Origin of the sequence: Nonlabens antarcticus, from assembly GCF_015356755.1 — a bacterium.
Lineage (GTDB): Bacteria > Bacteroidota > Bacteroidia > Flavobacteriales > Flavobacteriaceae > Nonlabens > Nonlabens antarcticus.
Genome location: NZ_JADFCO010000065.1, coordinates 357,771 through 384,210, shown reverse-complemented (window position 1 = coordinate 384,210; position 26,440 = coordinate 357,771). Strand labels below are relative to the sequence as shown.

28 protein-coding genes are annotated in these 26,440 nt (G+C 38.3%); 21 read left to right on the top strand and 7 right to left on the bottom strand.

The window, feature by feature from the left end; genetic code table 11:
* The first annotated feature begins 51 nt into the window (after positions 1-51).
* Positions 52-231, top strand: a complete 180-nt coding sequence (locus IQ282_RS09840; RefSeq protein WP_194851690.1) for a hypothetical protein — start codon at positions 52-54, stop codon at positions 229-231.
* Here the strand turns inward: IQ282_RS09840 and thiL are convergent.
* Positions 228-1,271 carry a thiamine-phosphate kinase gene (gene thiL / locus IQ282_RS09835; RefSeq protein ID WP_194851689.1) on the bottom strand — a complete coding sequence of 348 codons (1,044 nt, stop codon included), beginning with the start codon at positions 1,269-1,271 and terminating at the stop codon, positions 228-230. The two genes, IQ282_RS09840 and thiL, sit on opposite strands and share 4 nt — an antisense overlap.
* 163 nt (positions 1,272-1,434) lie before the next feature.
* Between thiL and IQ282_RS09830 the strand changes: the two genes are divergently transcribed.
* From IQ282_RS09830 to IQ282_RS09765, 13 genes are all read left to right on the top strand, one after another.
* Positions 1,435-1,764, top strand: a complete 330-nt coding sequence (locus tag IQ282_RS09830) for a HesB/IscA family protein (RefSeq protein ID WP_194851688.1) — start codon at positions 1,435-1,437, stop codon at positions 1,762-1,764.
* A 120-nt stretch (positions 1,765-1,884) separates the two neighbouring features.
* Positions 1,885-3,333 (top strand): Fe-S cluster assembly protein SufB, encoded by a 1,449-nt coding sequence (sufB, locus tag IQ282_RS09825; protein ID WP_194851687.1) that lies wholly within the window; start codon positions 1,885-1,887, stop codon positions 3,331-3,333.
* A gap of 60 nt (positions 3,334-3,393) precedes the next feature.
* Positions 3,394-4,290: an N-acyl homoserine lactonase family protein gene (locus IQ282_RS09820; protein WP_194851686.1), complete on the top strand. Its 897-nt coding sequence runs from the start codon at positions 3,394-3,396 to the stop codon at positions 4,288-4,290.
* A complete protein-coding gene (locus IQ282_RS09815) occupies positions 4,290-4,694 on the top strand; it encodes a component of SufBCD complex (protein ID WP_194851685.1) in 405 nt (134 codons plus the stop codon). Before IQ282_RS09820 ends, IQ282_RS09815 begins: the two co-directional genes overlap by 1 nt.
* Before the next feature lie 5 nt (positions 4,695-4,699).
* Positions 4,700-5,452 carry a Fe-S cluster assembly ATPase SufC gene (gene sufC, locus IQ282_RS09810; RefSeq protein ID WP_194851684.1) on the top strand — a complete coding sequence of 251 codons (753 nt, stop codon included), beginning with the start codon at positions 4,700-4,702 and terminating at the stop codon, positions 5,450-5,452.
* Positions 5,453-5,576: 124 nt separating this feature from the next.
* Positions 5,577-6,890, top strand: coding sequence for a Fe-S cluster assembly protein SufD (gene sufD / locus IQ282_RS09805; RefSeq protein ID WP_194851683.1), 1,314 nt, complete (start codon positions 5,577-5,579; stop codon positions 6,888-6,890).
* Positions 6,891-7,147: 257 nt separating this feature from the next.
* Positions 7,148-8,362 carry an aminotransferase class V-fold PLP-dependent enzyme gene (locus IQ282_RS09795; protein ID WP_194851681.1) on the top strand — a complete coding sequence of 405 codons (1,215 nt, stop codon included), beginning with the start codon at positions 7,148-7,150 and terminating at the stop codon, positions 8,360-8,362.
* A gap of 27 nt (positions 8,363-8,389) precedes the next feature.
* Positions 8,390-8,794: an META domain-containing protein gene (locus IQ282_RS09790; RefSeq protein ID WP_194851680.1), complete on the top strand. Its 405-nt coding sequence runs from the start codon at positions 8,390-8,392 to the stop codon at positions 8,792-8,794.
* The gene (locus IQ282_RS09785) at positions 8,787-9,212 is read left to right on the top strand and encodes a SufE family protein (RefSeq protein ID WP_194851679.1); all 426 of its coding nucleotides are present in this window, start codon (positions 8,787-8,789) and stop codon (positions 9,210-9,212) included. Before IQ282_RS09790 ends, IQ282_RS09785 begins: the two co-directional genes overlap by 8 nt.
* A gap of 3 nt (positions 9,213-9,215) precedes the next feature.
* Entirely contained in the window at positions 9,216-9,536 is a 321-nt protein-coding gene (locus IQ282_RS09780) for an iron-sulfur cluster assembly protein (protein WP_194851678.1), read from the top strand.
* A gap of 1 nt (position 9,537) precedes the next feature.
* Complete coding sequence (locus IQ282_RS09775) at positions 9,538-10,047, top strand: DUF2480 family protein (RefSeq protein ID WP_194851677.1); 510 nt, start codon at positions 9,538-9,540, stop codon at positions 10,045-10,047.
* Positions 10,048-10,141: 94 nt separating this feature from the next.
* Positions 10,142-11,041 carry a DUF3078 domain-containing protein gene (locus tag IQ282_RS09770; RefSeq protein ID WP_194851676.1) on the top strand — a complete coding sequence of 300 codons (900 nt, stop codon included), beginning with the start codon at positions 10,142-10,144 and terminating at the stop codon, positions 11,039-11,041.
* A 165-nt stretch (positions 11,042-11,206) separates the two neighbouring features.
* Complete coding sequence (locus tag IQ282_RS09765; protein ID WP_194851675.1) at positions 11,207-12,112, top strand: DUF3078 domain-containing protein; 906 nt, start codon at positions 11,207-11,209, stop codon at positions 12,110-12,112.
* Between the two features lie 171 nt (positions 12,113-12,283).
* Here IQ282_RS09765 and IQ282_RS09760 read toward each other — a convergent pair whose 3' ends face one another.
* From IQ282_RS09760 to IQ282_RS09750, 3 genes are all read right to left on the bottom strand, one after another.
* Positions 12,284-13,828 (bottom strand): hypothetical protein, encoded by a 1,545-nt coding sequence (locus tag IQ282_RS09760; RefSeq protein WP_194851674.1) that lies wholly within the window; start codon positions 13,826-13,828, stop codon positions 12,284-12,286.
* Positions 13,829-13,877: 49 nt separating this feature from the next.
* The gene (hflX, locus tag IQ282_RS09755) at positions 13,878-15,095 is read right to left on the bottom strand and encodes a GTPase HflX (protein WP_194851673.1); all 1,218 of its coding nucleotides are present in this window, start codon (positions 15,093-15,095) and stop codon (positions 13,878-13,880) included.
* A 90-nt stretch (positions 15,096-15,185) separates the two neighbouring features.
* Complete coding sequence (locus IQ282_RS09750; RefSeq protein WP_194851672.1) at positions 15,186-15,638, bottom strand: hypothetical protein; 453 nt, start codon at positions 15,636-15,638, stop codon at positions 15,186-15,188.
* A gap of 337 nt (positions 15,639-15,975) precedes the next feature.
* Between IQ282_RS09750 and IQ282_RS09745 the strand changes: the two genes are divergently transcribed.
* From IQ282_RS09745 to IQ282_RS09730, 4 genes are all read left to right on the top strand, one after another.
* The gene (locus IQ282_RS09745) at positions 15,976-16,899 is read left to right on the top strand and encodes a histone deacetylase family protein (RefSeq protein WP_194851671.1); all 924 of its coding nucleotides are present in this window, start codon (positions 15,976-15,978) and stop codon (positions 16,897-16,899) included.
* 180 nt (positions 16,900-17,079) lie between these two features.
* Positions 17,080-17,553 (top strand): hypothetical protein, encoded by a 474-nt coding sequence (locus IQ282_RS09740; RefSeq protein WP_194851670.1) that lies wholly within the window; start codon positions 17,080-17,082, stop codon positions 17,551-17,553.
* A gap of 17 nt (positions 17,554-17,570) precedes the next feature.
* Positions 17,571-17,858, top strand: coding sequence for a hypothetical protein (locus IQ282_RS09735; protein ID WP_194851669.1), 288 nt, complete (start codon positions 17,571-17,573; stop codon positions 17,856-17,858).
* Entirely contained in the window at positions 17,851-18,510 is a 660-nt protein-coding gene (locus IQ282_RS09730; protein ID WP_194851668.1) for an ATP-binding cassette domain-containing protein, read from the top strand. Before IQ282_RS09735 ends, IQ282_RS09730 begins: the two co-directional genes overlap by 8 nt.
* Here IQ282_RS09730 and IQ282_RS09725 read toward each other — a convergent pair whose 3' ends face one another.
* Positions 18,511-19,386, bottom strand: a complete 876-nt coding sequence (locus IQ282_RS09725) for a helix-turn-helix transcriptional regulator (RefSeq protein WP_194851667.1) — start codon at positions 19,384-19,386, stop codon at positions 18,511-18,513.
* A 190-nt stretch (positions 19,387-19,576) separates the two neighbouring features.
* Here IQ282_RS09725 and hemA point away from each other — a divergent pair, with 190 nt between their 5' ends.
* From hemA to IQ282_RS09710, 3 genes are all read left to right on the top strand, one after another.
* Positions 19,577-20,842 carry a glutamyl-tRNA reductase gene (gene hemA, locus IQ282_RS09720; protein ID WP_194851666.1) on the top strand — a complete coding sequence of 422 codons (1,266 nt, stop codon included), beginning with the start codon at positions 19,577-19,579 and terminating at the stop codon, positions 20,840-20,842.
* Positions 20,835-21,782 carry a hydroxymethylbilane synthase gene (hemC, locus tag IQ282_RS09715; protein WP_194851665.1) on the top strand — a complete coding sequence of 316 codons (948 nt, stop codon included), beginning with the start codon at positions 20,835-20,837 and terminating at the stop codon, positions 21,780-21,782. Before hemA ends, hemC begins: the two co-directional genes overlap by 8 nt.
* Before the next feature lie 445 nt (positions 21,783-22,227).
* A complete protein-coding gene (locus IQ282_RS09710) occupies positions 22,228-22,800 on the top strand; it encodes a CvpA family protein (protein WP_194851664.1) in 573 nt (190 codons plus the stop codon).
* Positions 22,801-23,280: 480 nt separating this feature from the next.
* Here IQ282_RS09710 and IQ282_RS09705 read toward each other — a convergent pair whose 3' ends face one another.
* The gene (locus IQ282_RS09705) at positions 23,281-25,149 is read right to left on the bottom strand and encodes a SulP family inorganic anion transporter (protein ID WP_194851663.1); all 1,869 of its coding nucleotides are present in this window, start codon (positions 25,147-25,149) and stop codon (positions 23,281-23,283) included.
* Positions 25,150-25,678: 529 nt separating this feature from the next.
* Positions 25,679-26,437 carry a tetratricopeptide repeat protein gene (locus IQ282_RS09700; protein WP_194851662.1) on the bottom strand — a complete coding sequence of 253 codons (759 nt, stop codon included), beginning with the start codon at positions 26,435-26,437 and terminating at the stop codon, positions 25,679-25,681.
* Between the last annotated feature and the right edge of the window lie 3 nt (positions 26,438-26,440).

The window sequence follows — 26,440 nt, the reverse complement described above, 5'->3', positions numbered from 1 at the left end:
ATCAAACCTACTTTCCTAAATTTCCTAACTTGTTTTATCAAAGGACACCAGATGGAAATATCACATGTCGTTAATGATCGTATTAATGAAATGTGTTGCAAAAAATGTGGTAAGGAAATGACAAACAATATTTACGGCGATACCGTTCCTATGAACGATTATTACCTGCGAATAAATGAATCTTTAAGTCAGCTCGCCCGCAGAAAAAGACTACGTCAAAAGGCTGCCTAATTTTCAAAACTATTCCATCCCATTGCCTTTATAGCAATTTGCTCACCACTGCGAGTAACTAGATGTATCCCATCACTTTGTGGCAACACATGTCCTATAATACTTAGACTAGGGTTTGCTTTTATCTTAGGAAAATCTTCCTGTTTAATGGTAAATAATAATTCATAATCCTCGCCGCCACTCAACGCAACAGTGGTGCTATCCAGATTAAACTCTTCACAAGCGCTAATTACTGTGGGATCCAGCGGGATTTTCTCCTCATACAATTTCATTCCTACACTGGATTGTTTGCACAGATGAATAATTTCAGAACTAAGACCGTCAGAGACATCAATCATGCTTGTGGGCTTCACGTCTAATTCTTCTAGCAACTTAGCAATGTCTTTACGTGCTTCTGGTTTGAGCTGGCGCTCAATTAAATAACTGTATGCCTCGATGTCTGGCTGGCTGCTAGGATTAGCTTTAAAAACTGCCTTTTCACGTTCTAGAATTTGTAAGCCCATATAGGCAGCACCCACATCTCCAGTAACCACTAACAAATCGCCATCGCCGGCACCAGATCTATATATAATTTTGTCTTTATCCTGCTCGCCCAGTGCTGTTACTGAAATAACAAGACCTGTATTACTCGCCGTCGTATCACCACCTATCAAATCCACATTGTAATTCATGCAGGCCAGAGCAATCCCTTCATATAATTCTTCCACTGCTTCTACTGGAAATCGGTTTGAAATTGCAATGGAAACGGTCACTTGAGTAGCTACAGCATTCATAGCATAAACATCTGACAAGTTGACCATTATAGATTTATAACCTAAATGCTTTAATGGAACATAACTCAAATCAAAGTGAATACCTTCAACAAGCATGTCTGTGGTGATCACCGTATGTTTTTCAAACTTGACAACAGCAGCGTCGTCTCCTATTGCTTTGACAGTTCCAGAATTCTGGATATTAAAAGACTTTGTGATGTGGTCAATCAGGCCAAATTCGCCCAGTTGCTCGATCGGTGTTCTTAGTGGATTTTTATCTTCAATCATAGCACAAAATTACGACTATGAAACGTCATCCACTAACGATCTGTCACAAGCCTTTATGGGCATAGTATTTGCAAATATCACTATATAAGATTCTCATTACATCCTAGCGCTTACCGCTGTTTGTATTGTACCTTTGTGTGCATTTATTTAATCGATCAACACTATGATTAACGTTTCTGAAACAGCAAAAAGTAAACTAACCACGCTCATGAGCGAGGAAGGTTATTCTATAGATCAAGACTTTGTGCGTGTAGGCGTAAAAAGTGGTGGTTGTAGCGGTCTTTCTTACGATTTGACATTTGACAAGGCCACAGTTGATACAGACAAGGTTTTTGAGGATAATCAAGTGCGCATTGTTGTAGACAAACGCAGTTTTCTTTACTTAGTTGGAACTACCCTTGAATTTAGCGGCGGCTTAAACGGTAAAGGTTTCGTGTTTAACAATCCTAACGCGCAAAGAACTTGTGGTTGCGGTGAGAGTTTCTCATTGTAGCAACTGTTTGATAAGAATCTCGCTTTCGCGAAAGCGGTACCAGCCTCAAGTTATCGGGCTTAACAATTGAATAACAAATACGTTCAGAATCATTGATTTTGAACCTTAAATTGAACTACCATGGCAAAATATACCGAAGAAGAATTAGAGAAGGAGCTCGCAACTAAGGAATATGAATACGGATTTTACACAGATATTGAATCTGACACGATCCCCATAGGACTGAGTGAAGATGTGGTGCGCATGATAAGCGCAAAGAAAAACGAACCAGAATGGATGACAGAATGGAGGCTTGAAGCCTACCGTCATTTTGTTTCCATGCATGAGCCGGACTGGGCAAACGTAACTTACGACAAACCAGACCTACAGGCAATATCCTACTATTCTGCACCCAGTAAAAAGCCAAAATTAGATAGCCTTGACGAGGTGGATCCTGAGTTACTGGAGACTTTTAAGAAATTAGGGATCTCTATTGATGAACAAAAAATGCTTACCGGTGTTGCTGTAGATATTGTGGTAGATTCCGTTTCAGTAGCGACTACTTTTAAAAAGACACTCGCCGAAAAAGGCATCATCTTCTGCCCTATTTCCGAAGCGATTCAGGAACACCCAGAATTAGTTAAAAAATATTTAGGGACTGTAATACCGCAGCGCGATAATTACTATGCTTCTTTGAATGCGGCCGTATTCTCTGATGGATCTTTTTGCTATATCCCTAAAGGCGTTCGTTGCCCTATGGAGTTAAGTACATATTTCCGTATTAATCAGGCAGGAACTGGACAGTTTGAGAGAACACTAGTAGTTGCAGATGAAGGAAGTTATGTCAGTTACCTTGAAGGTTGTACAGCACCATCACGTGACGAGAATCAGTTACACGCCGCATGTGTGGAATTAGTCGCACTTGACGGAGCAGAAATTAAATATTCTACCGTTCAAAACTGGTATCCTGGAAACAAAGAAGGAAAAGGAGGAGTCTTCAATTTTGTGACTAAACGTGGGATTTGCGAGAAAAACGCAAAAATCTCTTGGACGCAAGTTGAAACTGGATCTGCAATTACCTGGAAATACCCTAGCTGTATTTTGAAAGGCGATAATAGTGTGGGTGAATTTTACTCCATTGCAGTAACTAATAATTTCCAGCAGGCCGACACGGGAACCAAGATGGTTCACATAGGAAAGAATACAAAATCAACCATTATTTCTAAGGGGATCAGTGCTGGGAAATCTCAGAACTCTTACAGAGGATTGGTGCAAATCAACCCACGAGCTTCAAATGCCCGTAATTTTTCACAATGTGATAGTTTATTGATGGGTAATGAATGTGGAGCACACACGTTCCCGTACATAGAGACAAAAAACAGCACCGCCAAAGTTGAACACGAGGCAACCACTAGTAAAATAGGTGAAGATCAGATTTTCTATTGCAACCAGCGTGGTATTAATACAGAGAAAGCAATTGCATTGATTGTAAATGGTTTCTCTAAAGAAGTCTTGAATAAACTACCGATGGAGTTTGCTGTGGAAGCACAAAAATTATTGGAAATAAGTCTGGAAGGTTCGGTAGGATAAAGCCGATATTGATCTCAGATCTGATAGTGGAATAACTAAACAAAGGAAATTAATACATTTATGAGAAAGCTGATATACGTTTTTGCAACTGTCCTTATACTAACCTCCTGCGAGGAGTTTAAAAAAGGCTATGCAGATGGAATGGCAAAGGCAGAAGCTGAGGCGATGAAGCAGGATAGCCTGGATGCTAAGCCAGAAGTAGAACTTCATGTTTTTGATGGTGGTAGCATTCTAGCTAAACAAAAGCAGATGTTTTCTGAAGGAGACCTTTATGCTGGAGAATCACAGCAATTAGCAAGTCCTTTTTATGTCATTAAGCACCCAGAAGGTATTTTGTTATGGGATACCGGTCTTCCAGAAGGATTAGTCGGACAAGGTGATGTTACACCAGAAGGTGATGCTTTTACACTTTCCCGCAAGGAAAAGATCGTTGATCAACTGGCTAGCATTGGTTTAAAACCGGAAGATGTAGATATGATTGCCTTCTCTCACGTGCACTTTGATCACACAGGAGCAGCAAACAATTTTCCAAATGCAAAATGGATGGTTCAACAAACTGAAGTTGATTTTATAAACAGCGACGAGATTAAAGACAATGCTTTTTACGCACCAGATTCTTTTAATAAGTTGACTGATAAAATGATTTTGACTGGAGATAAGGATGTGTTTGATGATGGAAGTGTGGTTATTAAATCTTTTCCAGGACATACTGCTGGACATCAAGCGTTATACCTTGACTTAAAAGTAAGCGGGCCAACTTTATTATCAGGCGATACCTATCATTTTAAGCAAAATCGTGAAGACGCAGTCGTCCCACAATTCAACTACGATATTCCTGAAAGTAAGGAAAGCATCAAAGGATTTGAAGCTTTTGCTGCAGAGAAGAATGCAAAAGTGATTATCCAGCATGATCCAGAAGATTTTAAAGCTTCCATGGCTAAAAACCCTATGAAGTAATGAAATATGCACTGATATCGCTACTTCTATTACTGCTTATAACGGGCTGTAAGGAAGAGAAGTCTTCTGAGAATAACTATGGACTAGCAGATAACGAGGTTAGTTATAAAGGAGAATATATCCATGTGGGCAATGCAGCCGTTCTTACTACGGCAGATGAGATTTATGCAGTTCAGATTGATGATATGGCTGGCGAGCTGGATCAACAAGCCAAAGAATTTATGAGAACACCATATGATATGGTGCAAGTAATAGTGACAGGAAAATTAATTCCTAATCCACGCAAAGTGGGAACTGGAGAAGGTTGGGAGCAGATGCTCGTGATCGATAAAATTATAGAAGTGCGCAAGGCAAAAACATCATCAGTGATGAAAGCACCGGCGCAGGAACAAGAAGATAACTAACAACTATGTTAAAAGTAAAAAACCTACACGCCAGTATTGATGGCAAGGAAATTTTAAAAGGAATCAACTTAGAGGTAAACGCCGGCGAGGTTCACGCCATCATGGGCCCTAACGGCTCTGGGAAATCCACTCTTGCAAATGTAATTGCGGGCCGTGAGGAATATGAAATGACTCAAGGGGAAATTTCTCTAGATAGCGCAGATCTTACAGAACTCGATCCTGAAGAACGTGCACATCGTGGTGTTTTTCTATCCTTTCAATATCCCATCGAGATTCCCGGTGTAAGTGTAACAAACTTCATAAAGACGGCTATCAATGAGACTCGCAAGGCTCAAGGGAAAGATGAAATGCCTGCTAAAGACATGCTCAAAATGTTACGAGATAAGTCTGAGCTTTTAGAAATTGACCGTAAATTCTTATCCAGATCTTTAAACGAAGGTTTCTCTGGAGGAGAGAAAAAGCGAAATGAGATTTTTCAAATGGCAATGCTGGAACCTAAACTAGCGATTCTTGACGAGACAGATTCTGGCCTTGATATTGACGCTCTTCGCATTGTTGCAAACGGTGTGAACAAGTTGCGCAGCAAGGATAATGCTACTATCGTTATCACACACTATCAACGTTTATTGGATCACATTATTCCTGATTTCGTTCATGTTCTTTACAATGGACGTATTGTAAAAACAGGAGGTAAGGAGCTGGCTCATCAATTAGAAGAGCGTGGTTATGACTGGATTAAAGAAGAAGTAGAAGCTTAAAAACAGCCTTTATAAGTGTGGCGTTAACTCGCTTTCGCGAAAGCGAAAACACAACAGGTGAATTGCAATTCCATTGATTTAGAATTATAATTCAAAATATCTACCACTTCAAAAAATATTGAAAATGAGTTTTAAAGAAAATATATTATCATCTTTTCTAGCTTTGGAAAACGAGGTCAATACAGATAGCTATGTGCATGAGTTGCGCAGTAAAGCATTGTCTGATTTTGAAAGTAAAGGTTTGCCGCTACGTAAGGATGAAGCCTATAAATACACATCTCTAAAATCCCTTTTTAATAAGGATTACAGCTTTTTTCCCAAAGAGGAAGCTGCGATTTCTTATGGAGATATCAAGCAATATCTCATGCATCAAATTGATGCATACCGGGTCATTTTTATTGATGGGATTTATAGCTCGCATCTTTCACAAACGACTCATGATAAGTTTGACGTTTGTTTAATGTCCAGCACATTAAATAACCCCAAGTATGCATCAGTCATTGAAAATTACTACAACAAACTGGCAGGAGACGATAGCTTGACATCGTTGAATACCGCGTTTGCCCGGGAAGGTGCTTACATCCATATTCCTAAGAATGTTCACGTTGAAAAGCCTATTGAGATCGTCAACTTCTCAACTGGGAATGAGGCATCACTCATGTTACAACCTAGAAATCTGGTGGTAGTCGGTGAAAATTCACAAGTGCAAATCATCGAGCGCCAGCAGAGTCTGACAGAAAATGCTACACTCACTAATAGTGTGACAGAGATTTTTGCAGACAAGCGTTCTATGGTGGATTATTATAAAATCCAGAATGACCTCACTACTGCGTCATTAATTGACCACACCACGGTAGAACAGAAAGATAATTCTGAGGTTCGTTTGCACACCTTTTCTTTTGGCGGAGCGCTTACAAGGAATAACTTGACATTTTATCAGCGTGGTGAGCATTGTAATTCTGTTCTTAACGGTGTAACCATTATTGGAGGGAAACAACACGTGGATCACTCCACACTGGTTCACCACACCGCTCCTAATTGCGAAAGCTTCCAAGAGTACAAACAGATCTTTGACGATAGGTCGGTTGGTGTTTTCAACGGTAAAGTTCTCGTAGATAAGGTGGCTCAGAAAATAAACGCGTTCCAGCAGAACAATAACATACTGATTAGCGATAAGGCAACAATCAACGCTAAACCACAATTAGAGATTTTTGCAGATGATGTTAGATGTTCTCACGGTTGTACCATCGGTCAACTGGATGAAGATGCATTATTTTATATGCAGTCCCGCGGAATTGGTAAAAAGGAAGCACGCGCTTTATTGATGTTTGCCTTTGCAAACTCCGTTTTGGAAAGTGTGAAAATCCCTGAAATTAAAACTAGAATCACAAAGTTAATTGCAAATAAATTGGGTGTTGAAATCGGATTTGATTTGTAAATTTTTTTAATACATATGTTTTGAAAGCCCGATCTGTTGATCGGGCTTTTTTTTGATCCTAATACTTTCAAAAAAAGTAAATAATCAGAATTAACGTGCACTATTTAGATCTCCTGAGAATCAATTTTTTCTTTGAAAAACGTCCTGCGGTTTATATTTCAATAACGACACTAAAATTCTACATCCTAAGGCCTTCTATATCTAAATTTAAGTAAACCTATAATCTTGTTGCCCCCCCACGCCGTACCTTTGTAACTATGCTAGACATCAAAAAAATACGAGCCGATTTCCCCATTCTCAACCGTGAAGTGAATGGCCATCCTTTGGTCTATTTTGACAATGCGGCGACCTCGCAAAAGCCCCAGCAAGTCATTGATAAAATTGTGGAATATTACACGATGTACAATGCTAATATCCACCGTGGTGTTCATGCATTGAGTCAAGAAGCCACCGATCTTTATGAGGCTTCAAGAGAAAAATGCCGGGCCTTTTTTAATATACCCACAGCAAAACAGTGCTTATTTACTTTTGGAAATACGCACAGCATTAATGCGGTAGCCAGTGGCGCGCATGTTTTTGTAAAAAAAGGTGATGAAGTTATTGTAAGTGCGGTGGAGCATCATTCTAATATCGTTCCTTGGCAAATGCTGTGTGAACGAGTGGGTGCTTATTTAAAAGTGCTTCCCGTAATGGATAATGGGCAACTAGACATGAATGCCTACCATGAAATGCTCAATCCCAAAACGGCATTTGTAGTGGTGAACCACATTTCAAATGCACTAGGAGTTACAAATCCAGTAAAAGAAATTATTGCAGGAGCTCATAAATATGGAGCTAAAGTTCTCATCGATGGCGCACAATCTTGTGGTCATATGAAGGTTGATGTTCAAGATCTAAACGCCGATTTTTACACTATGGCAGGTCATAAGATGTGTGGCCCGACAGGAATAGGATTACTATATGGAAAGGAAGAAGCGCTCAATGAGCTGCCTCCTTATCAAGGTGGTGGTGAAATGATTGATCAGGTAAGTTTTGAAAAAACCACCTATGCAGGATTGCCTCACAAATTTGAAGCTGGAACGCCTAATATTGCTGGCGGAATCGCTTTAGGAGCCGCTGTCGATTATTTGAATGAAGTAGGTATGGAAAACATAGCTGCTTATGAAAATGAGCTGCTCATTTATGGAACAGAACAAATTAAAACCATTCCAGGGGCTGTAATATATGGCGATGTGGCTGCTAAAGCGGCTGTGATATCATTTAATGTTGAGGGATTACACCCTTATGATATTGGAACTATCGTGGATAAGCTGGGAATAGCAGTACGCACTGGTCATCATTGCGCTCAACCCGTTATGGAACGTTTTCAAATTGTAGGAACTATTAGAGCTAGTTTTGCATTTTACAATACTCAAGAAGAGATAGATGTTATGGTACAAGCTTTGCAACGTGCTGTAAAGATGTTATCTTAAAGAAAGTTATTATCAAAATACATTATTATGAAAGCACAAATATTGATATTTAGTTTAATGGTGTTAACCATTACGAGCTGTAAAGAGCTAGAAGATATTCAAGGTTCTTACAATGTAACAACCGTTGATGGAGAAGACTTAAGCGATAATGGAATCACCATAAAAATCGAAATGTCCAAAACAGAGAATCGGATCTCTGGTAACAACGGTTGCAACCAGTACAGCGGTACATTTACAAACCCAGAAGGAAGTATGGTAGATTTAGGACCTATGATGGGAACTAAAATGTATTGTGAGGAAACAGCTAAAATCGAAACAAAATATATGTCTCAACTCTCCCTAGTAAAAAGAGTAGAGTTGAAAAATGACGTATTGAGATTAATGGATGAAGATGGAAATGTCTTGATCAAGGCAAAAAAGACTAATGAGTAACATTAAGGAAATACAGAACGAGATCGTTGATGAATTTTCCATGTTTGACGACTGGATGCAACGGTATGAATATATGATTGATCTGGGCAAAAGCTTGCCTATAATTGATGAGCAGTATAAAGACGACGAGCATAGTATTAAGGGATGCCAGTCAAAAGTATGGGTGCATGCAGGTCTTACAAATGAGAACGTGGTTTTCACAGCAGATAGCGATGCCATTATTACAAAGGGCATTATAGCAATCCTAATACGCGCGTGGTCTAATCAGAAACCACAAGATATTCTGGATGCTAATACTGACTTTATTGATGAGATAGGCCTCAAGGAGCATTTGTCCCCTACACGTGCAAATGGGCTCGTTTCTATGATTAAACAACTTAAAATGTACGCTGTTGCGTATCAATCACAAATCAAATAAGTTATGGAAGAAATAAACGGACAAGAAATAGGCGAAAAAGTCCTTCGCGTTATTAAAACCATATACGATCCTGAAATCCCAGTAGATATCTACGAGCTGGGATTGATATATGATATTATGGTAAGTGATGAGGCAGAAGTAAAAGTCTTGATGACATTAACATCTCCCAACTGTCCAGTGGCAGAGTCGCTACCTATGGAAGTAGAAGAAAAGATAAAATCGCTTAAAGAAGTTAAAGACGCTGAAGTTGAAATCACTTTTGATCCACCATGGAATAAGGATCTTATGAGTGAAGAAGCAAAGCTTGAGCTAGGAATGCTGTAATATGAGAGAAGAAATCATCAATAGAGTGGCTAATTCTAAACTCAAGAACTTTGATCTCGAGGATTATTATGCGCCAGGCACGCGCATTGAGATTGATGTTTCCCAGTGGTTAATGGAAGGTTTAGTGCTGGTTGAATCCCGCTTTCGCGAAAGCGTAAAAACCACAGACTTCTCCGTTTATCAAAATCATCATGTCGCCCTTAACTGTAGTACGAACGCGATAATACCACCGTGGGCATGGATGCTCCTTCAAGCGGAAGTTTCAAGTTATGCAGCAACTATAGTTTACGGTACTCTTGAAGATTTAGAGACAGAGATCTATCGTGATATTATCAAAGATTTAGATTTATCTCATTTTGAAAACTTGCCGGTTATTGTTAAAGGTTGCTCTAAAAAACCGGTTCCAGTTGCTGCCTATATGATGATTACTAACAAGCTGAAAAGCGTAGCAAGTAGCGTTATGTATGGTGAGGCGTGTTCTTCTGTTCCTGTATTTAAAAAGCCTAAATAATTTCAATCCTTTAAATTAAGGCCTTTATTAATCTACAGTATTTGTATAATTATCAAAAAGTGCCTTAATTTTGGTTCTTATAAATAATTTGAACATGCAAAAGGTATTATTTACCATCCTATTTTTCTTTATTATTTCAGGTGTTACAGCACAAGATGATGATTCTGAGAAACAAAAAGAAGGATGGACTAAGGAAGGAGCTTTTCAACTATTGATAAATCAATCTGCTTTTAACGCAGAGTGGACAGGTGGCGGGACCTCAAGTATAGCTGGAAATGCGGGTGTGAATTATAACTTTAACTACCTCAAAGACCGTACTAGTTGGGACAATAAAATTATAGCAGAATACGGTATTACTAAACAGGACGGCGATGATTTCATAAAAAAAACAAACGATCGACTAGAACTCAATTCTGTTTACGGGTATAAGTTATCTGAAGAAAATAAATGGTCCTATTCTTTCTTTGTTAACGCGTTGACGCAATTTACTAAAGGATACGACTTTGGAGAGGATCCCATAACTGGTGAACCTATTAGAACTGAACGTACTCACATATTATCACCTGGATATTTTCAGGCCGGTCCAGGTTTACTATATAAAGAGGATGAGAATTTTACCGTAAACATTGCCCCTGCAACCTCACGAATAATTCTAGTAGATAATCAATTTACAACTACTGCTGATTATGTCGATGGTGATTATTTTGGGGTGGATGCTGGAGACAGTTCTCGATTTGAATTTGGTGCTTCTATAAATGCACTTTACAAATTTACCATCGCAGAAAATATAACAATGGACAATGTCTTGTTGCTGTATTCTAATTATCTGGACAAGCCTGGAAATGTTGACATCAATTATTCTGCTGCGGTAAACATGAAGGTAAACGAATGGTTAAGTGCTAACTTAGTGTTTCAGGCAATTTATGATGACAATGCAGTAGGTGCATTCCAGATTAGAGAAGTCTTCGGGCTGGGTCTTAATTATAAATTATAAAATTGCCGACTTGTGATTTTATGAAAGGTATGCTCATGATACAGATGGAATATCTTAGCTGATATCATATTATGTATCAAATAATTACCGGGCATTTAGCAAATTTATAGCCTTATAACAGCTGTTAACTTTTTATCTTTGCGCTAGATAGTAAAATATATACCTATGAAGTTCTGGATGTGCTTTATTTTAATGCTTATGGTTGTTAGTCCTGCCCTTTCTCAGGACGCAGGGGACGATGAGAACCAACCAGTTAACGGTTGGAATAATACTGGAACTTTTCAATTTTTATTCAATCAATCTGCTTTCAATAATAACTGGACAGGTGGTGGGACGTCAAGTGTCGCAGGAAACCTCAATGCAAATATTGAATTGAACTATACAGAGAATCGCGCCCGATGGGAAAATTCATTGATTGTTGAATACGGATTGACTAAACAAGATGAAGATCGTTTTACCCGTAAAACAAATGATCGTATTGAATTTAATAGTGTTTATGGATATGAAGTAAATGAAGGAGATGATTCTGCTTATTACTCCTTCTTTGTTAATGCTATGAGTCAGGCTACTAAAGGTTATACCTATAAAAAGGACAGTCTAGGCATTGTGCAGCGCAAGGAACGTACAAACTTTTTTTCCCCTGGATACATTCAGGCCGGTCCTGGATATTTATATAAAAAAGGCGATTTTTTCACTCTGAATCTAGCACCTTCTACCGCTCGTTTAATCATGGTTGATGATCAGTTTACCTCTGCGCCAGACTATGTGGATGAGAGCTATTTTGGCGTTGCAGCTGGGCAGGAACGACGTTATGAACTAGGGGCTTCCCTTAACGCAACTTATAACTTTACCATTGTAGAAAATATCACCATAGGTAATAAACTATCCTTGTATTCAAATTATTTAAAGAGTCCGGGAAACGTGGATATTAATTATCTCGCTCATATTAAAATGAAAGTGAACGATTTTGTGAGTGCTAAATTTATTTTTCAAGCCATCTATGATGATAATGCCGTGGGAGCTTTCCAGATCCGTGAGGTTTCAGGACTGGGATTGAGCTATACGTTATAGAATCAAGCGTGTAATTAGGTGCTGAAATGCCGATAAGTTCGCTTTCGCGAAAGCGAAAATTGTTCTTTTTACAATATTAATTAATCTGCTGAACTACGAGATCATATGGTTTTAAGTTATTACAGAACATATTTATAAAGGATCTTACTGAACCATTACCTTACTGTCTAACTAAGTCATGGTTTTCAATAATGCTGATAAAATACTGATCCATACAAAATTGAAAACTGATTGATCTTTGTTGCGTTCTGCGTTGCCGTTTCCATCACGGTATTTCTCCCCATCATCTTTGCTGTCTTTAGCAACAAATAGATTTGCGATTCCAGATAAAAATTTATTAACACCAGAATTATTTTTACGCATCAGATTGACCTTGAAGTCGTCATAGGCCATTTTCATTGCTGTTTGTGAGGTATTGTTATTTCCAGAAATGTCAAAATAGATTTCCTCTAACGTTCCCTCAAATTCTACGTTTAGATTGGGACGCACGAAAGAGTTAATATTCGATGCTGGAAGCTTTCCTATGTTACCACTAAATCGAAACGCATCGTTTACATTATGCACGTCAAAACTCCAGTCTACGTGGATATTACTTTCTTGAAATAAACCGTCGGCAGTTATGGATGTTAATCGCCCCTTTTCTTGAACGTTACCCACTGCAGCCATATCAAGATTTAAATCAGTAAACTCAATGCTTCCCGCTGATTTGTCTGATTTTACCTTTTCTTCATATACAATATGACTTTTTGAAATCAAAATGCTATCCACCATCAATTGCATTTTCAGATCCCGCAGCATTTTACTATATAAAGGCTTTACTGATAAATCATCTGCAACTAATTTATCCCTATAAATAGATAAGTCTGGTTTATCGACTTCCACCTTTTGCACATTAAAAAATAGGTTCTCTTGATTAAACCCAAATTCGTAGCCCATAATATTGATGCTTGGAATTTTTAATACGGTATAATCCCGTTCCTTAGGTAAAATTCTTGAATATTCTTGCTTAGAATATTTGGGAAGTATTGATAAATCCTTAATGGTAACAGCATCATCTGCTATATTTAGGCTCTTAATGTTCAAATCTTCATAAGGACTGATCTTTAAGAATAAGGAGTCGCTAGCTAGACTTATCTGATCATAAGTAATAGGAATGCGTTGCTTAATGATAGATGCATCTGTACGAATATCCTTCATGGATAGCGCTGCTTTTGAAATATGAAGCACCACAGAATCTTTACTTGCGTCGTACATGGTAAAACTAGTATTGCCTATAGAGAGGGAGCTTACTAAAACACTTTTGTCAATTTTTGCTAATGGATCTTGCTTGTCACTATTTGATTTTTGGGCTTTTATAAACTTGTCCTTGAAATAAACGATATTATTTTCATTAATCTCAATATGATCAAACTGGATCTGGTCATTCACAAAGTAATTCCAATAGGCAAAACCGGATAATTCAAGCTTATCAACCGTTGCTCTCGTGTGTATTACAGTATCATTTTTATTGCTAAATCTGGCGTCAATTCCTTCAATAGAAATTAACCCTGAAAAAGTGCTCATGTAAATACCGCCGTATGTGAAATTTATTTGTGGTGACAGTTGGTCTGCAAGAAATGTCTCTACTTTTTGCTTTACTAAATGATTGACGTAGAAATAACCTCCTACCGTAACCACTGTGAGCCCTAAAAAAACATAGAGAATAATTTTCTTCATAGGTAATGGATTACCATAAATGACCTAGTTTAAAATGGTCTATTTTAATTTATTCTTCCTCGTCACCCATGATGTCTGGATACAAAAACGCATTGTATGGGAATCTGGAAACATGAATCTCTCTTACTTTATCGTAAACTTTTCTTCTGAATTCCTCCATATTCTCTTTCTCGATGGCACTGATAAAAATAACCTCATCACCAGTTCTAGACATCCAGGTTTTCTTCCATTCTTCTAGGGAATAATGAACTGAGGATCGATCTATCATTAGGTCGGTTTCATCATATTCCTCCGCCTTATATTGATCAATTTTATTGAAAACCATTATGGTAGGTTTATCAATGGCGTCAATTTCATCTAATATCTTATTTACAGATGCTATATGGTCTTCAAAAGATTCGTGAGAAATATCTACCACATGCAACAACAGATCTGATTCCCGAACTTCATCCAGTGTCGATTTAAAAGATTCTACCAATTGTGTGGGAAGTTTACGTATAAATCCTACGGTATCTGTCAACAAAAAAGGCAAGTTTCCTACTACTACTTTTCTTACCGTAGTATCTAATGTTGCAAAAAGCTTATTCTCTGCAAATACGTCACTTTTAGCCACGACATTCATGAGGGTACTTTTTCCCACATTTGTATAACCTACTAATGCCACCCTGACTAATTGCCCGCGATTACCACGCTGGGTAGCCATTTGCTTGTCAATTTTAATCAACTTTGCTTTCAGTAATGTGATTCTGTCCCGTACAATACGCCTGTCTGTTTCAATCTCTGTTTCCCCAGGCCCGCGCATTCCTATTCCCCCTTTTTGACGTTCAAGGTGCGTCCATAATCCTACCAATCGAGGTAGTAAGTATTCATATTGAGCCAGCTCTACTTGAGTACGGGCGTAGCTCGTTTGTGCACGTTGTGCAAAAATATCTAAGATTAAATATGTTCTATCCAGGATTTTAGCTTCGAGAACTTTCTCAATATTGCGCTGTTGTGCTGGGGAAAGTTCATCATCAAAGATGATGGTGTCGATATTATGAGCTTTGACATACGCCTCTATTTCTTCCATTTTCCCTTTACCGATAAAAGTTTTGGGATTTGGTTTTGCCATTTTCTGGCTGAATCGTTTCAAAACTGTAGCTCCCGCCGTCAAGGCTAGGAATTCCAGTTCGTCCATGTATTCATTTAGCTTTTCCTCATCTTGTGTCTGTGTGATGACACCTACAAGGATTGCTTTTTCGTATTCGTGATTATCAGCTTCTAGCATATATATAAAACAACTTATCTCAAAGATACCTTTTATGACTGTTCAAAAGGTCTCTTTGAGATAAGGTTAAGAAATAGAGTACGATTTCTCTTAAGACCCGCTCAGTGCTAGCTCTGCAATTGCAATCGCATCATTAATTTGTTCTTTAACAGCTTCCATTTCATTGTAATATTCTTGAAGAACTGGCATTTTTTTATCTAACTCGTCTTTTGTGGAAGGTTCCTCTGCTTCATAGGGAAATGCTGTCGAATAATCTTTCATCCAGTCCATCATTGCTGTATGAGCAGCGTCTAAATCAGATTTTATAAATAATAATTCTTGTCTCTTTTCATCAGAGATATCTTCCACCTTGGACCGCTCATCAATTTGAGTGCTTAGCTCCATTAAATCGCCCATTTTGGGCATAACCTCATCGTGAACTTCAATAGTTTGTTCAGTCAACTGATCAAAATCAGCTGATAGGTTATCAATTTGATTGCTTTCTTCATTCTTGCAGGAGCTCACAAGGAACAAAACTGCCAATAAACACAATGTATATTTCATAGGTTTCATTTTTATGTCTTTAGTAAAACGTATTAGATTTATATCTATTTTATATCACACTCAATAAGAATGAAAACCTACAGCAATGACACCGTTTCAATTCTAAATTTCATGCGATTAACTATCTTATTCATAACAGTTATCATCATTATTTAAAGTTGACAATTAAATAACGTCTGCGACAGTAACTCCTCGTTATCACTTCTAACAAAGATACACATCATAAATTATCTGTACTTTATCTCCTGAATTTTGAAGATCTTTATAGCCTTTTACGTCCTTCAATTATGAAACTGCAATAACTTGCGACTATAGATTTCTAAACTAAGAGGTTCACATGTTCCCCATTGCTTTCCACCCTATCTACAAACACCCCTTGCCAGAAGGTCACCGGTTTCCCATGATTAAATATGAGTTGTTGCCACAGCAGCTGCTACATGAAGGAATTGCTCAACCTACTGACTTTTTTGAACCCAGCAGATTGTGTGAGGATAAAGATGTGTTGCGGGTGCATACTTCAGAATACCTAGAGCAACTCAAGACCTTAAATCTGGAAAAGCGTGCTGCCAGAAAGCTAGGCTTTCCTCTGAGTGCCGAGTTGATTAGTCGCGAATTACGCATTGCCCAGGGAACTATAGAGGGTTGTCTAAAAGCCATGGAACATAAAATAGCCATGAATATCGCTGGTGGCACTCATCATTCCTATACCGATCATGGCGAGGCATTTTGCCTATTGCACGATCAGGCGATTGCTTCCAGATATCTACAACAGCACGGCCACGCAGAGAAAATTTTGATTGTTGATCTGGATGTTCATCAAGGAAACGGCACTGCTCAAATATTCCAAAACGACGATAGCGTTTTCACCTTCTCCATGCACGGTGCAGGAAATTATCCATTTAAAAAGGAGCAATCAGATCTGGATATTGCTCTTCCAGATGGGACTGATGACGGCACTTATTTAAAGGAACTCCAGCATCATTTACCCGATTTGATTGCTCAAGAAAAGCCAGATTTTATATTTTATTTAGCGGGTGTTGATGTGCTAGCCACCGACAAATTAGGCCGTTTAGGAATGACATTAGAAGGTTGTAAAAAGCGGGATTCTTATAGCTTTTCCGCTTTCGCGAAAGCGGAACACGCCTCAAAACCCTTCATACCAGTACAATGCAGCATGGGTGGCGGCTACTCTCCAGAAATAAAGCACATCGTGGATGCTCATACCAATACGTTTAGAGTAGCGCGGGATATATTTAGATAAAGAAGAACCCAGCTTTTACATAACATGACCAAATAATAGTTTAATTAAAGCGTTAGATTTTGGCATCCTTATTGGTTTTAACACCATAATCATCATTAAATAACTTTGAATTTGAAAACCCTTTTATTCGTTCTTTTTTGCAGCGTCGCCAGTACTTCTTTTGCACAAAATAATGTGTCTATGAAAGTTTCTGAGTCCGTTTCTTGCGAGAAATTATCTGCACAAAAAATGACCTTTTTATCTGACGGTTCGCTACAAAGCGATCAGGTTGTAGCGATTGAAATGGAGAAACTAAAAGTTTGCGGGCTTGATGCTTACGATGTAAAATTTTTCGGGCGTATTGATGCGTTATCCACCTTGTTAAAGAAAATGACTAAAGATAAAGGACTAGAATTTTTGACATATGGCGATCTCATCAATAACATAAATCATATGAAAGAAACGGAAAACTTTCAAAAGATTAAAAGCCTAACATTACTCAGCCAGGAACTTGGAATACGTAAGGCTAGCCTTAAAAACTGGCAAAATGACATTAGGCTTTTTGATGAATTAGGCGCTTCTGAAGTTGTTAAGGATAAGGTGTATAAATACCTGCGTAACAATCCTGAGACAAGTTTAACCTACGAACAGTTATTGCAGCAACTTAAGAAATAGTTCCCTATTTTTAAATCGTGAAATACGCACGTTTAAAATTTTGGTTTGCATTTAGAGTGGCTTTATTCTCTGCTATCATTTCCTTTCCCACGTTGGCGCGAGGACTTTTAGATATAACGATCATCACATTTGCGACTTTAGGAATTCCTTTTGGAATTTTAGCCTATCACTACTTCTATAAACAGGAGCGCTTTGTATTTCAAAATTTAGGAATCAGAAAACGTGAATTGTATGTATTTGCAGTCGTTTTTATTTGGGCTTTAACGATCCCATTATTCTTTTTATCCTGGATGTTCTATGGATAGTCAACACTTACACATCTCAGATTTATCCCTTTCCTATGGTGGGAATAGAATTCTCAATAATATAGACCTCGATCTAGAGACAGGCAAGATATATGGCTTGCTAGGTTTGAATGGTGCTGGAAAATCCTCGTTGATGCAAAGTCTTTTTGGCAGTATTCGTAAAGCGACTTTTAACGCGTACCTTAACGATAAGCAGACGCAAATTTCCAACCAGCAGAATTTGATTGTTAGCTATCTACCTCAGGATCCGTTTGTGATGAAAGGTGTTTCTGTGACAGACGTGGTTCAATTCTGGTATCCAGAACCTGAAGATCAAGACAAGATTCTATACGAACCCATGGTACACCCCATGCATTCTAAAAAAGTAGGCGTGCTTTCCATGGGCGAACGTAGATTTCTGGAGTTTTTGTTGGTTTTCTATTTACCACATCCTTTCTTAATGCTGGATGAACCATTTTCAGGACTTGCTCCCTTACAGATACAGCGGGTTCAGGAACTCCTAAAAGAAAAAGGATCCCAAAAAGGAATCCTCATTTCCGACCATTATTTTGATAATGTTATACAAATCAGTGATCAAAACTGGATGCTGCGCCATGGTAAATTAGAATCTATAGATGCAGGCCAGGTTTATGAAGCGTATCGAAAGCAGTAATTAATCTGCCGTAACATACTTTTTCGGCGTCGTCCCATACTTTTTCTTAAAAGCGCTGATAAAATGACTTCCTGTGCTGTAGCCCACTTTTAAGCCTACCTCATTCACATTATGCTGACCACTATCAAGCAATTGACGGGCATATTCCAGTTTGTGTTCCAGCAAGAAACCGTAAACCGTATCGCCATAAACCTCTTTGAAACCTTCTTTTAATTTCTTGAGTGGCAAGGCAATTTCCAAAGCAAGATCAGCTAGCGATGGTGGGTCTATCATGCGCTCGATGATGATGTCTTTGGCCATCTTAATTTTAGCCATGTTTTTTTCATCCACTAAAAACGGACAGGCCTCTGTATCTGGATCGTCTTTAGTATTAAAATATAACGATAGAAGTTCATAGGACTTCCCCTTAAAATACAGACGCTTGATGGCATCATTCAGATTATAATTCATTAATTGATGCAGTGCGACCGCCATGGATGGTGATACCTTCCCATCAACATAATATTTTTTGTCCCGATTTTCAGAACTCAAAAAACTGACGTGATTTGCATCTGGTGAAAACAAAGAATGAAATTTTGTTATGGAAACGAGAACAATAATTATCCAACTGTGCGCTGCCACATTGAGGTTTACCGGGAGATCGCGAGTGGGATTGTACAACAAATATGAGTTTTGCTCCTGCAACGGTAATTCATAACTTCCTTCGTTAAAAGCGAGTTGAACGCTCCCTTTGAGGCAAAAATGAAACTGTATAAAAGTGTGGTCTACAGCATGCTCAAAATGTTCATTATCAGATGTTTCGTTCTTAATTCTAACAACTTGGAATCCCTCTTCTATATGGGTCACTTCCACAGCACTTGCAGCGGTATTTATCATGTTGAATCTTATTTTTAATCATTATAAATAGTTCGCTTTCGCGAAAGCGGACTTCTTCTAAAGCCCTGATTTTATTGATACTTAGGTATTACAATAGTAAAAGTAGCACATTGCGACGAAAATGAAACCTATAGCGTTACTTTTAACGGAATGTAGGGACTAATTTTACGACCTATTGGAAAACCAGTACATGCCCAAAGCGCCACATAATCACTTATCATTTTACAGTGTCGGGATCAGCTATAAAAAAGCAGATGCTGGGATGCGTGGAATGTTTGCATTGAGTTCAACGGCAATTGAAAACCTAGTAGACGACGCAAAAAAAGGAAGAAGCCCATCTTTAGCGGTAATTTCTACTTGCAACCGTACAGAGCTTTACGGTTTTGCTTCTTGTGCAGATGATCTTATCTCTTTGCTTTGTGAACATTCTCATGGCAGTGCAGAAGATTTTCAGAAAATAGGAAATATCTATGAAGGTGACGCAGCAAACCGACATTTATTCCTTGTTGGAACTGGTCTGGACAGTCAGATTCTGGGAGATTTTGAAATTATAGGCCAGCTTAAAATGGCTTTTAGAAGATCAAAAAAAATAGGCATGCTCAATGCGTATATGGAACGATTGATTAATGCTGTTATTCAGGCTAGCAAACGCATTAAAACCGAAACAAGATTAAGTAGCGGTGCAACTTCTGTTTCTTTTGCCAGTGTTCAATACATTCTTAATGAAGTAGAGCATGGAAATGAGAAACGGATTCTGCTTTTTGGAACTGGAAAAATAGGTCGTAATACCTGTGAAAATCTAATCAAGCATACCCATAATAAAAAAATCACTCTGATCAACCGTACTAAAGATCGGGCAGAGCGTGTGGCTGGGAAATTTGATCTTATCGTAAAAGATTATGCCGAATTAGAGGAAGAGATAGCCGGTACAGACATCATGATTGTTGCTACCGGAGCTCAAAACCCAACAGTTGCGAAAAATTTAATTGTTACCAATAGACCTTTACTGATTCTCGATCTATCCATACCTCGCAATGTGGATATGGATGTAAGTGAATTAGAAAATGTGAAATTGATCCATCTGGATGAGCTGTCGGTAATGACAGATCAGGCACTTCAAAATCGCAACCGATTCATTCCCGAAGCAAAGGAAATTATAGAAACTATTATCACAGAATTTGATACGTGGCAGGAATCGCGCAAATTTGCGCCTACCATGCTCGCTCTTAAATCGAAATTTTCTGCCTTTAAAGAAGCTGAAATCAAGAGCAACCGCACTAAAATAAATAACTTCAATCAAGAACAGGCCGATGTTATCGCAGATCGCATTATTCAGAAAATAGCTGGACATTTTGCAAACCATCTGCGTGATGAAGACGTGAACACCCAGGAAGCCATTGAGCTCCTTAATAAAGTCTTCAAACTGGACGCCCAGCATCTAGTACTCCATGAGTAAACAAATACGCATAGGAACCCGAGACAGTGAACTAGCCATGTGGCAAGCACGAACGGTTCAAAACGAACTTCAATCTCTAGGTCACGATACCATACTTCTTCCCGTAAAATCACAAGGCGATCTTAACCTAGACGAACCTTTATACGAGATGGGAATTACTGGGATTTTTACGAAAACCCTAGATGTATCTATGGTGAAAGGAGAGATTGACATCGCCGTTCATAGCATGAAAGATGTTCCCACGCAAATGCCAAAAGGCATGATGCAAGCAGCAGTTTTAGAGCGCGGTGATCATCGGGATATTTTAGTTTATAAACCCTCTTTCAACCCTGACGAACCCATGACTATCGCGACTGGTAGTTTGCGTCGCAAATCACAGTGGTTAAATATGTACCCGCAGCATAAAGTGGTTGATTTGCGCGGAAATGTGAATACTAGACTTGCAAAGCTTCATGATAATAAGGAATGGAACGCAGCTATTTTTGCCAAAGCTGGACTAGAACGCATTAACATACTTAAAAACCTGAAAGGATCCTACGGTTTTGAATTCTCTCACTTAGACAGTTTTTTACCAGCTCCTGCGCAAGGTGCCATGATGGTTGCAGCAATGGAAAGCAATACTGAAGTCGTAGAGGCGGTAGGTAAATTAAACCATCTCAACACTCAAAAATGTGTTGATGTTGAACGTATGTTCTTACGTCGTCTGGAAGGTGGTTGTACAGCTCCCATAGGAGCGCTAGCTACAATCGATCAAGGACGTTTACATGTCAATGGCTGTCTCCTGTCACTTGACGGCAAACAGCGCATTGAAACAAGCGGAGTTTGTGATAGCCTGGACTGGAAGGATCTAGAAAAATTTGCATTTGATCAGGCAGAAATCATTGTGAACAATGGTGGATTAGAATTGATGGCGCAGATCAAGAAGAGTTTGGAGAAGTAGATGACTTCAAGTCTCAAGGATTTTCAGAGACGTCTCTGATCAGTAAAGTGTTCTAATAGTTATTTCATAAGGGTAGGCTTAAGCCTACCCTTATGAAATAAAAACGCTACTAAGTTTATCATAGTAGAATTGTACGATTATAACTCCTGATGAATGTTTTCCAAGGGGTGGACTAAAGTCCGCACCTTGAAAATGAAAGTGATAAAGATTTAGGTTGAATCAAATCTTATAAAAATGACAATTGATAACCATTTCCATTTCAACACTTTTTTATAAAAACTCCCTTGATATTTATACCTCTACCTTGATCAAAAAGCAAGTTTTAAAAAACTTTTTTCTTATCCCTACTTCTACTCCTCAAATTCTAAATCATCATTAAAAAAATCTATCAGCCCCATTCTTCATAACGCATCCCAAATAAATCAGGTTTAGTTACCTTAGCCCCATGAATTGGTTAGACATTGCTTTATTACTACTATTACTTCTGGGTTTTTGGAAAGGGTTTCTCAATGGCTTTTTCGTGGAATTGACTTCTTTAATAGCATTAGTAGCCGCAATTTACGGTACCATTCATTTCTCTAATTATGCAGCAGACTGGCTTCTAACCAATACAGAATGGGAAGATTCAACGATTACTATTGTCAGTTTTATCATCACATTTGGCATTATTATTCTAATGGTTACCTATGTAGGCAAACTTGTTACTAAATTAGTTAAAACGATCCAGCTGGGCTTTTTGAACAAAATTGCTGGAGGCGCTTTTGGGTTAGTGAAATTAGCATTTATTGGTAGCGTGATTTTAATGTTTATCAACAGTGCCGCAGGTGAAGTCGATGTAGTTAAAACCGAAACTAAAGATAATAGTATTCTATACCCGCTTGTGGAGCCAGTAGCGCCTTACCTATTACCTAAAATAATGGAAGAAGCTGATAACCTTGATAAACAATTGCGAGGTTATGAAAATCAACTTGATAAGGAGCAAGATTCTGTGGTAGTAGATACGCTTTCTGCCATTTAGCTTGATAAAGGATCAATTACGTCTATTAATTCACATCGAGTAAATGGCAATGTCCATTCCTTCTATATTTTAGACGTTTTCAGGTTAGACTCTAGCCGGAATTCAAAGGCTAATTAGGATTAAATCATTCTAGTTATCTAGAATATGTAAAATTCTTAATTACAGATCGGGAAAAAACGGTAAAGATGATTTGTACATGAAAAAGTATGCCTGACATTAATCATAAGTCCATCAACGATCTCAAAAGATTTGACTTCCTAATGTGCAAATTTCAGTCTCTCCTGCAGTATTAATTATATAAACTTCTATCGACTAAGTTGGATTTATGGTAGTTTTTTAAGTTACGTAGAACTCATCTCAAATTCCGAATTTGTTGTTTATCGCAAACCCAAGAGACAAGCAGAACCTATCTAGCACCTAAAATAAACCGAAGCATCTCGCGGTTTGCTTTCTTGAATATTATAAAATATGTGCAAACTGTTATTTTCCTGCTACAGCAGTTCCATCAGGTTTGACTTTGTTCTCAACATTGTCTATCATCCACTCTAGACAAGCTTCATAATTTTCAAAAATTTGTTCTTCAGATACAAGGTCTGGGATGATATCAATAGCTTCTAACCTGTATTTAGGTTGTTTTTGAACACCCACTAGCAATGGTTTTATTTTTCGAGCTATAAGGGATAAAATCACATCTTCCATAGCAAATAATCCCGATTGATCCATAAATGGAACCTTATCTAATCGTATGACGGCATGAGTTGCCGTGTCAGGAATATCAGTAGACATGCTTTGAAAATCACTAGTGTACCCGAAGAATAATGGACCATTCAACTCTTTCACATAAACCTCTTCTCTCAGACTTACCGGAATTCTATTATAATCCTCTTGCTCATTATGATCGTGATTCACGTCATTTAATTTTTTAATGCCTGATTTTTCGGCGTTGACATCCCCCATTTTTTTCATGAAAATCAAACTAGCAATGACAAGTCCTATTCCCACGGCATAAACCAGATCCCAAGTAACTGTCAGTATTAATACTGTAAACATAATCAACACGTCACTTTTAGGAATAGAAAGTAATGCTTTCAATCCCTTATAATCCATGACGCCTATTCCCACGGTTATCAAGATTCCCGCAAGAACAGCGCTCGGGATTTCACTAGCATAGCTTCCTAAGGCTAAAACGATCACTAGCAACAACACTGCAGCTACCATACCCGAAAGCCTGGTCTTTCCTCCAGAATTAATATTTACAACAGTTCTTATTGTCGCACCAGCACCAGGAATACCTCCAAAGATAGAGGCTACACTATTTCCTATTCCTTGACCAATGAGTTCTTTATTAGGATTATGTCTGGTTTTTGTCATGTTATCTGCTACTACACTGGTCAATAAGGAATCAATTGCTCCCAACAGCGCCAGCGTCAATGCCATAAAAATATAGGGTGATATCTCAGCAAAACTAAAACCCGTTATAATCTCAAAATTTGGGAGAGGTAATCCAGACGGTATTTCTCCCAATTTACGAGCGTCTATACCTATAAAATAAACCCCAAGAGTAACCCCTAGCAAAGCAATTAAAGTAGAGGGAATGGTAGATGTGATGCGTTTGAAACCAAAAATGATCAATACGGTAATTAAAGCAATACCTAATTCAGTCAAATCAATATTACTAAAGGCTCGAGGCATTGTTTTAATAGCGCCTATGACACCGCTACTATCACTTTTTGCAAGTGTTTCTGCCTCGGTTTGTATTTGTTCTTGCGTTATCGTTTTTGCCTGGCGGACGGTTTGTTCAAAATCCTCCAATACTAAAATATTCTCATCAGTTTCCTTATCTAGGATATCGATAAGAATTACCTCTTCTGCCTTGGGTTTAAAGGTTTCAACAAATTCTTCGTCTTGATTGGGGTAATAACCAACTGCAGGCAGTATTTGGGTAACTAAAATGATAACGCCTATTCCCGTCATAAAACCTGAAACTACTGGATAAGGTATGTATTTTATGTATTTCCCTAATCGCAAGGCTCCTAAACTGACTTGCATCAATCCAGCCATCAAGAAAACGGCTAAGATTGCTGGTAATGCATTTTCCAATACACCCTCGTTTGCCTGAACAATTCCAGCAATTATGACCATACTAACAGCAGTCATAGGTGCGGTAGGCCCAGAAATTTGTGTGTTTGTTCCACCAAAGAGAGATGCAAAAAATCCTATGAAAATAGCGCCATATAATCCGGCGATAGCGCCCATACCTGATTGAACTCCAAATGCTAATGCTAGCGGCAAAGCCACAACACCAGCTGTCAATCCACCAAATAAATCTCCTTTAAAATGCTTGAACATATCCTATCTTTATAAATCTAATAGTAATACTATTAGCATGTAAAAATAGTGTTACTAATTTTATAAACACTTAATAATACGGAAACGCTTGAAGTTTTTTTGTTTGGACATGCTTACCTAAGAAATAAGAGCAATAACATTTTATATTATTGCGCCTTTCCAATGAAACCCCAATTACAAAATGATGAACTCGAATATATTTTTGAATTAAAATTCTTACGAGATTAACAAACTAAAATTTCCAAATAATATAAAATTTAGAGTTTGAATCAATGTTGAGCATTGCCTATACATCAAGATCAAATTGAAAGCCTTTGCTATCAAATTAGCAGCGATGGGGTCAAGAAATAATCTATTGGTATGTTCTAGGGAGTGTCTTAATAAGGTGTTTGAATAAGCCTCACTTATGGGGCTTTGAGTATTTAAACGGCGGTAGGAACAAACCCGTGAGAATCCCTATAAACGGGTTATTCCAGCGTATAAGGATTTTGATGCCTCCATAAAAACACTATTGACTCAACTAAACGTATTACAGTTTCTTCAAATCAGCGAGCGGCATCCAGGATTTTGAACCGTTTGCCAGCTCCACGTGGGCCCATTCTTGATATTCTTCTAGAATGGTCACCTTTGTCCCCTCATGAATTGCAAAGCTAGGATCTGCGTCTGGTTTAGGCTCTGCTCTTGTCACTGTTTCTGTGCTGTAAACTATGGCCTGTGTGTCTTCCTCCATCAAATTACGTGAATAAGTAGCGGCTACCACTGAGAGGATCATCGCTATTAAAAAACCCATTGAAAGTAATAAGAACAGCCTCTTTTTTCCAGTAGTCGTTGCATAATGGTACAAAAGGAATGTCAGTACACAAACTAATGCCATCATAATGCTAACGTATGCCCACATGTCAATGGATAACCACGTAGCCATCTCTTTCAAGAATTTTTTGACTGGATTTTCTGCCAGTGGCTGTACATCATCAACGCGCATTTGCTGGGCAAATTTCAAGTTATTTTTGATCTCTTTATCACTTGGATTCAGCTGTAACGCGCGCTCATAATTGTAGACTGCTGGGCCTACCTGGTTGAGTTTATAGTGCGCATTACCCAAGTTGAAAAACAACTCGGCACTCTGTTTACCAGACTGCAAAATAGTTTCATAGGAGTTGATAGCCTCTTGATAATTACCGTCCGTGTAGGAGGTGTTCGCTTTCGCGAAAGCGTTTTCATCACTAACATTCTGCGCGGTTGCTAGAGCAGCCATCGTAAATAAGAATATAAAAATCCGAAATTTCATTCT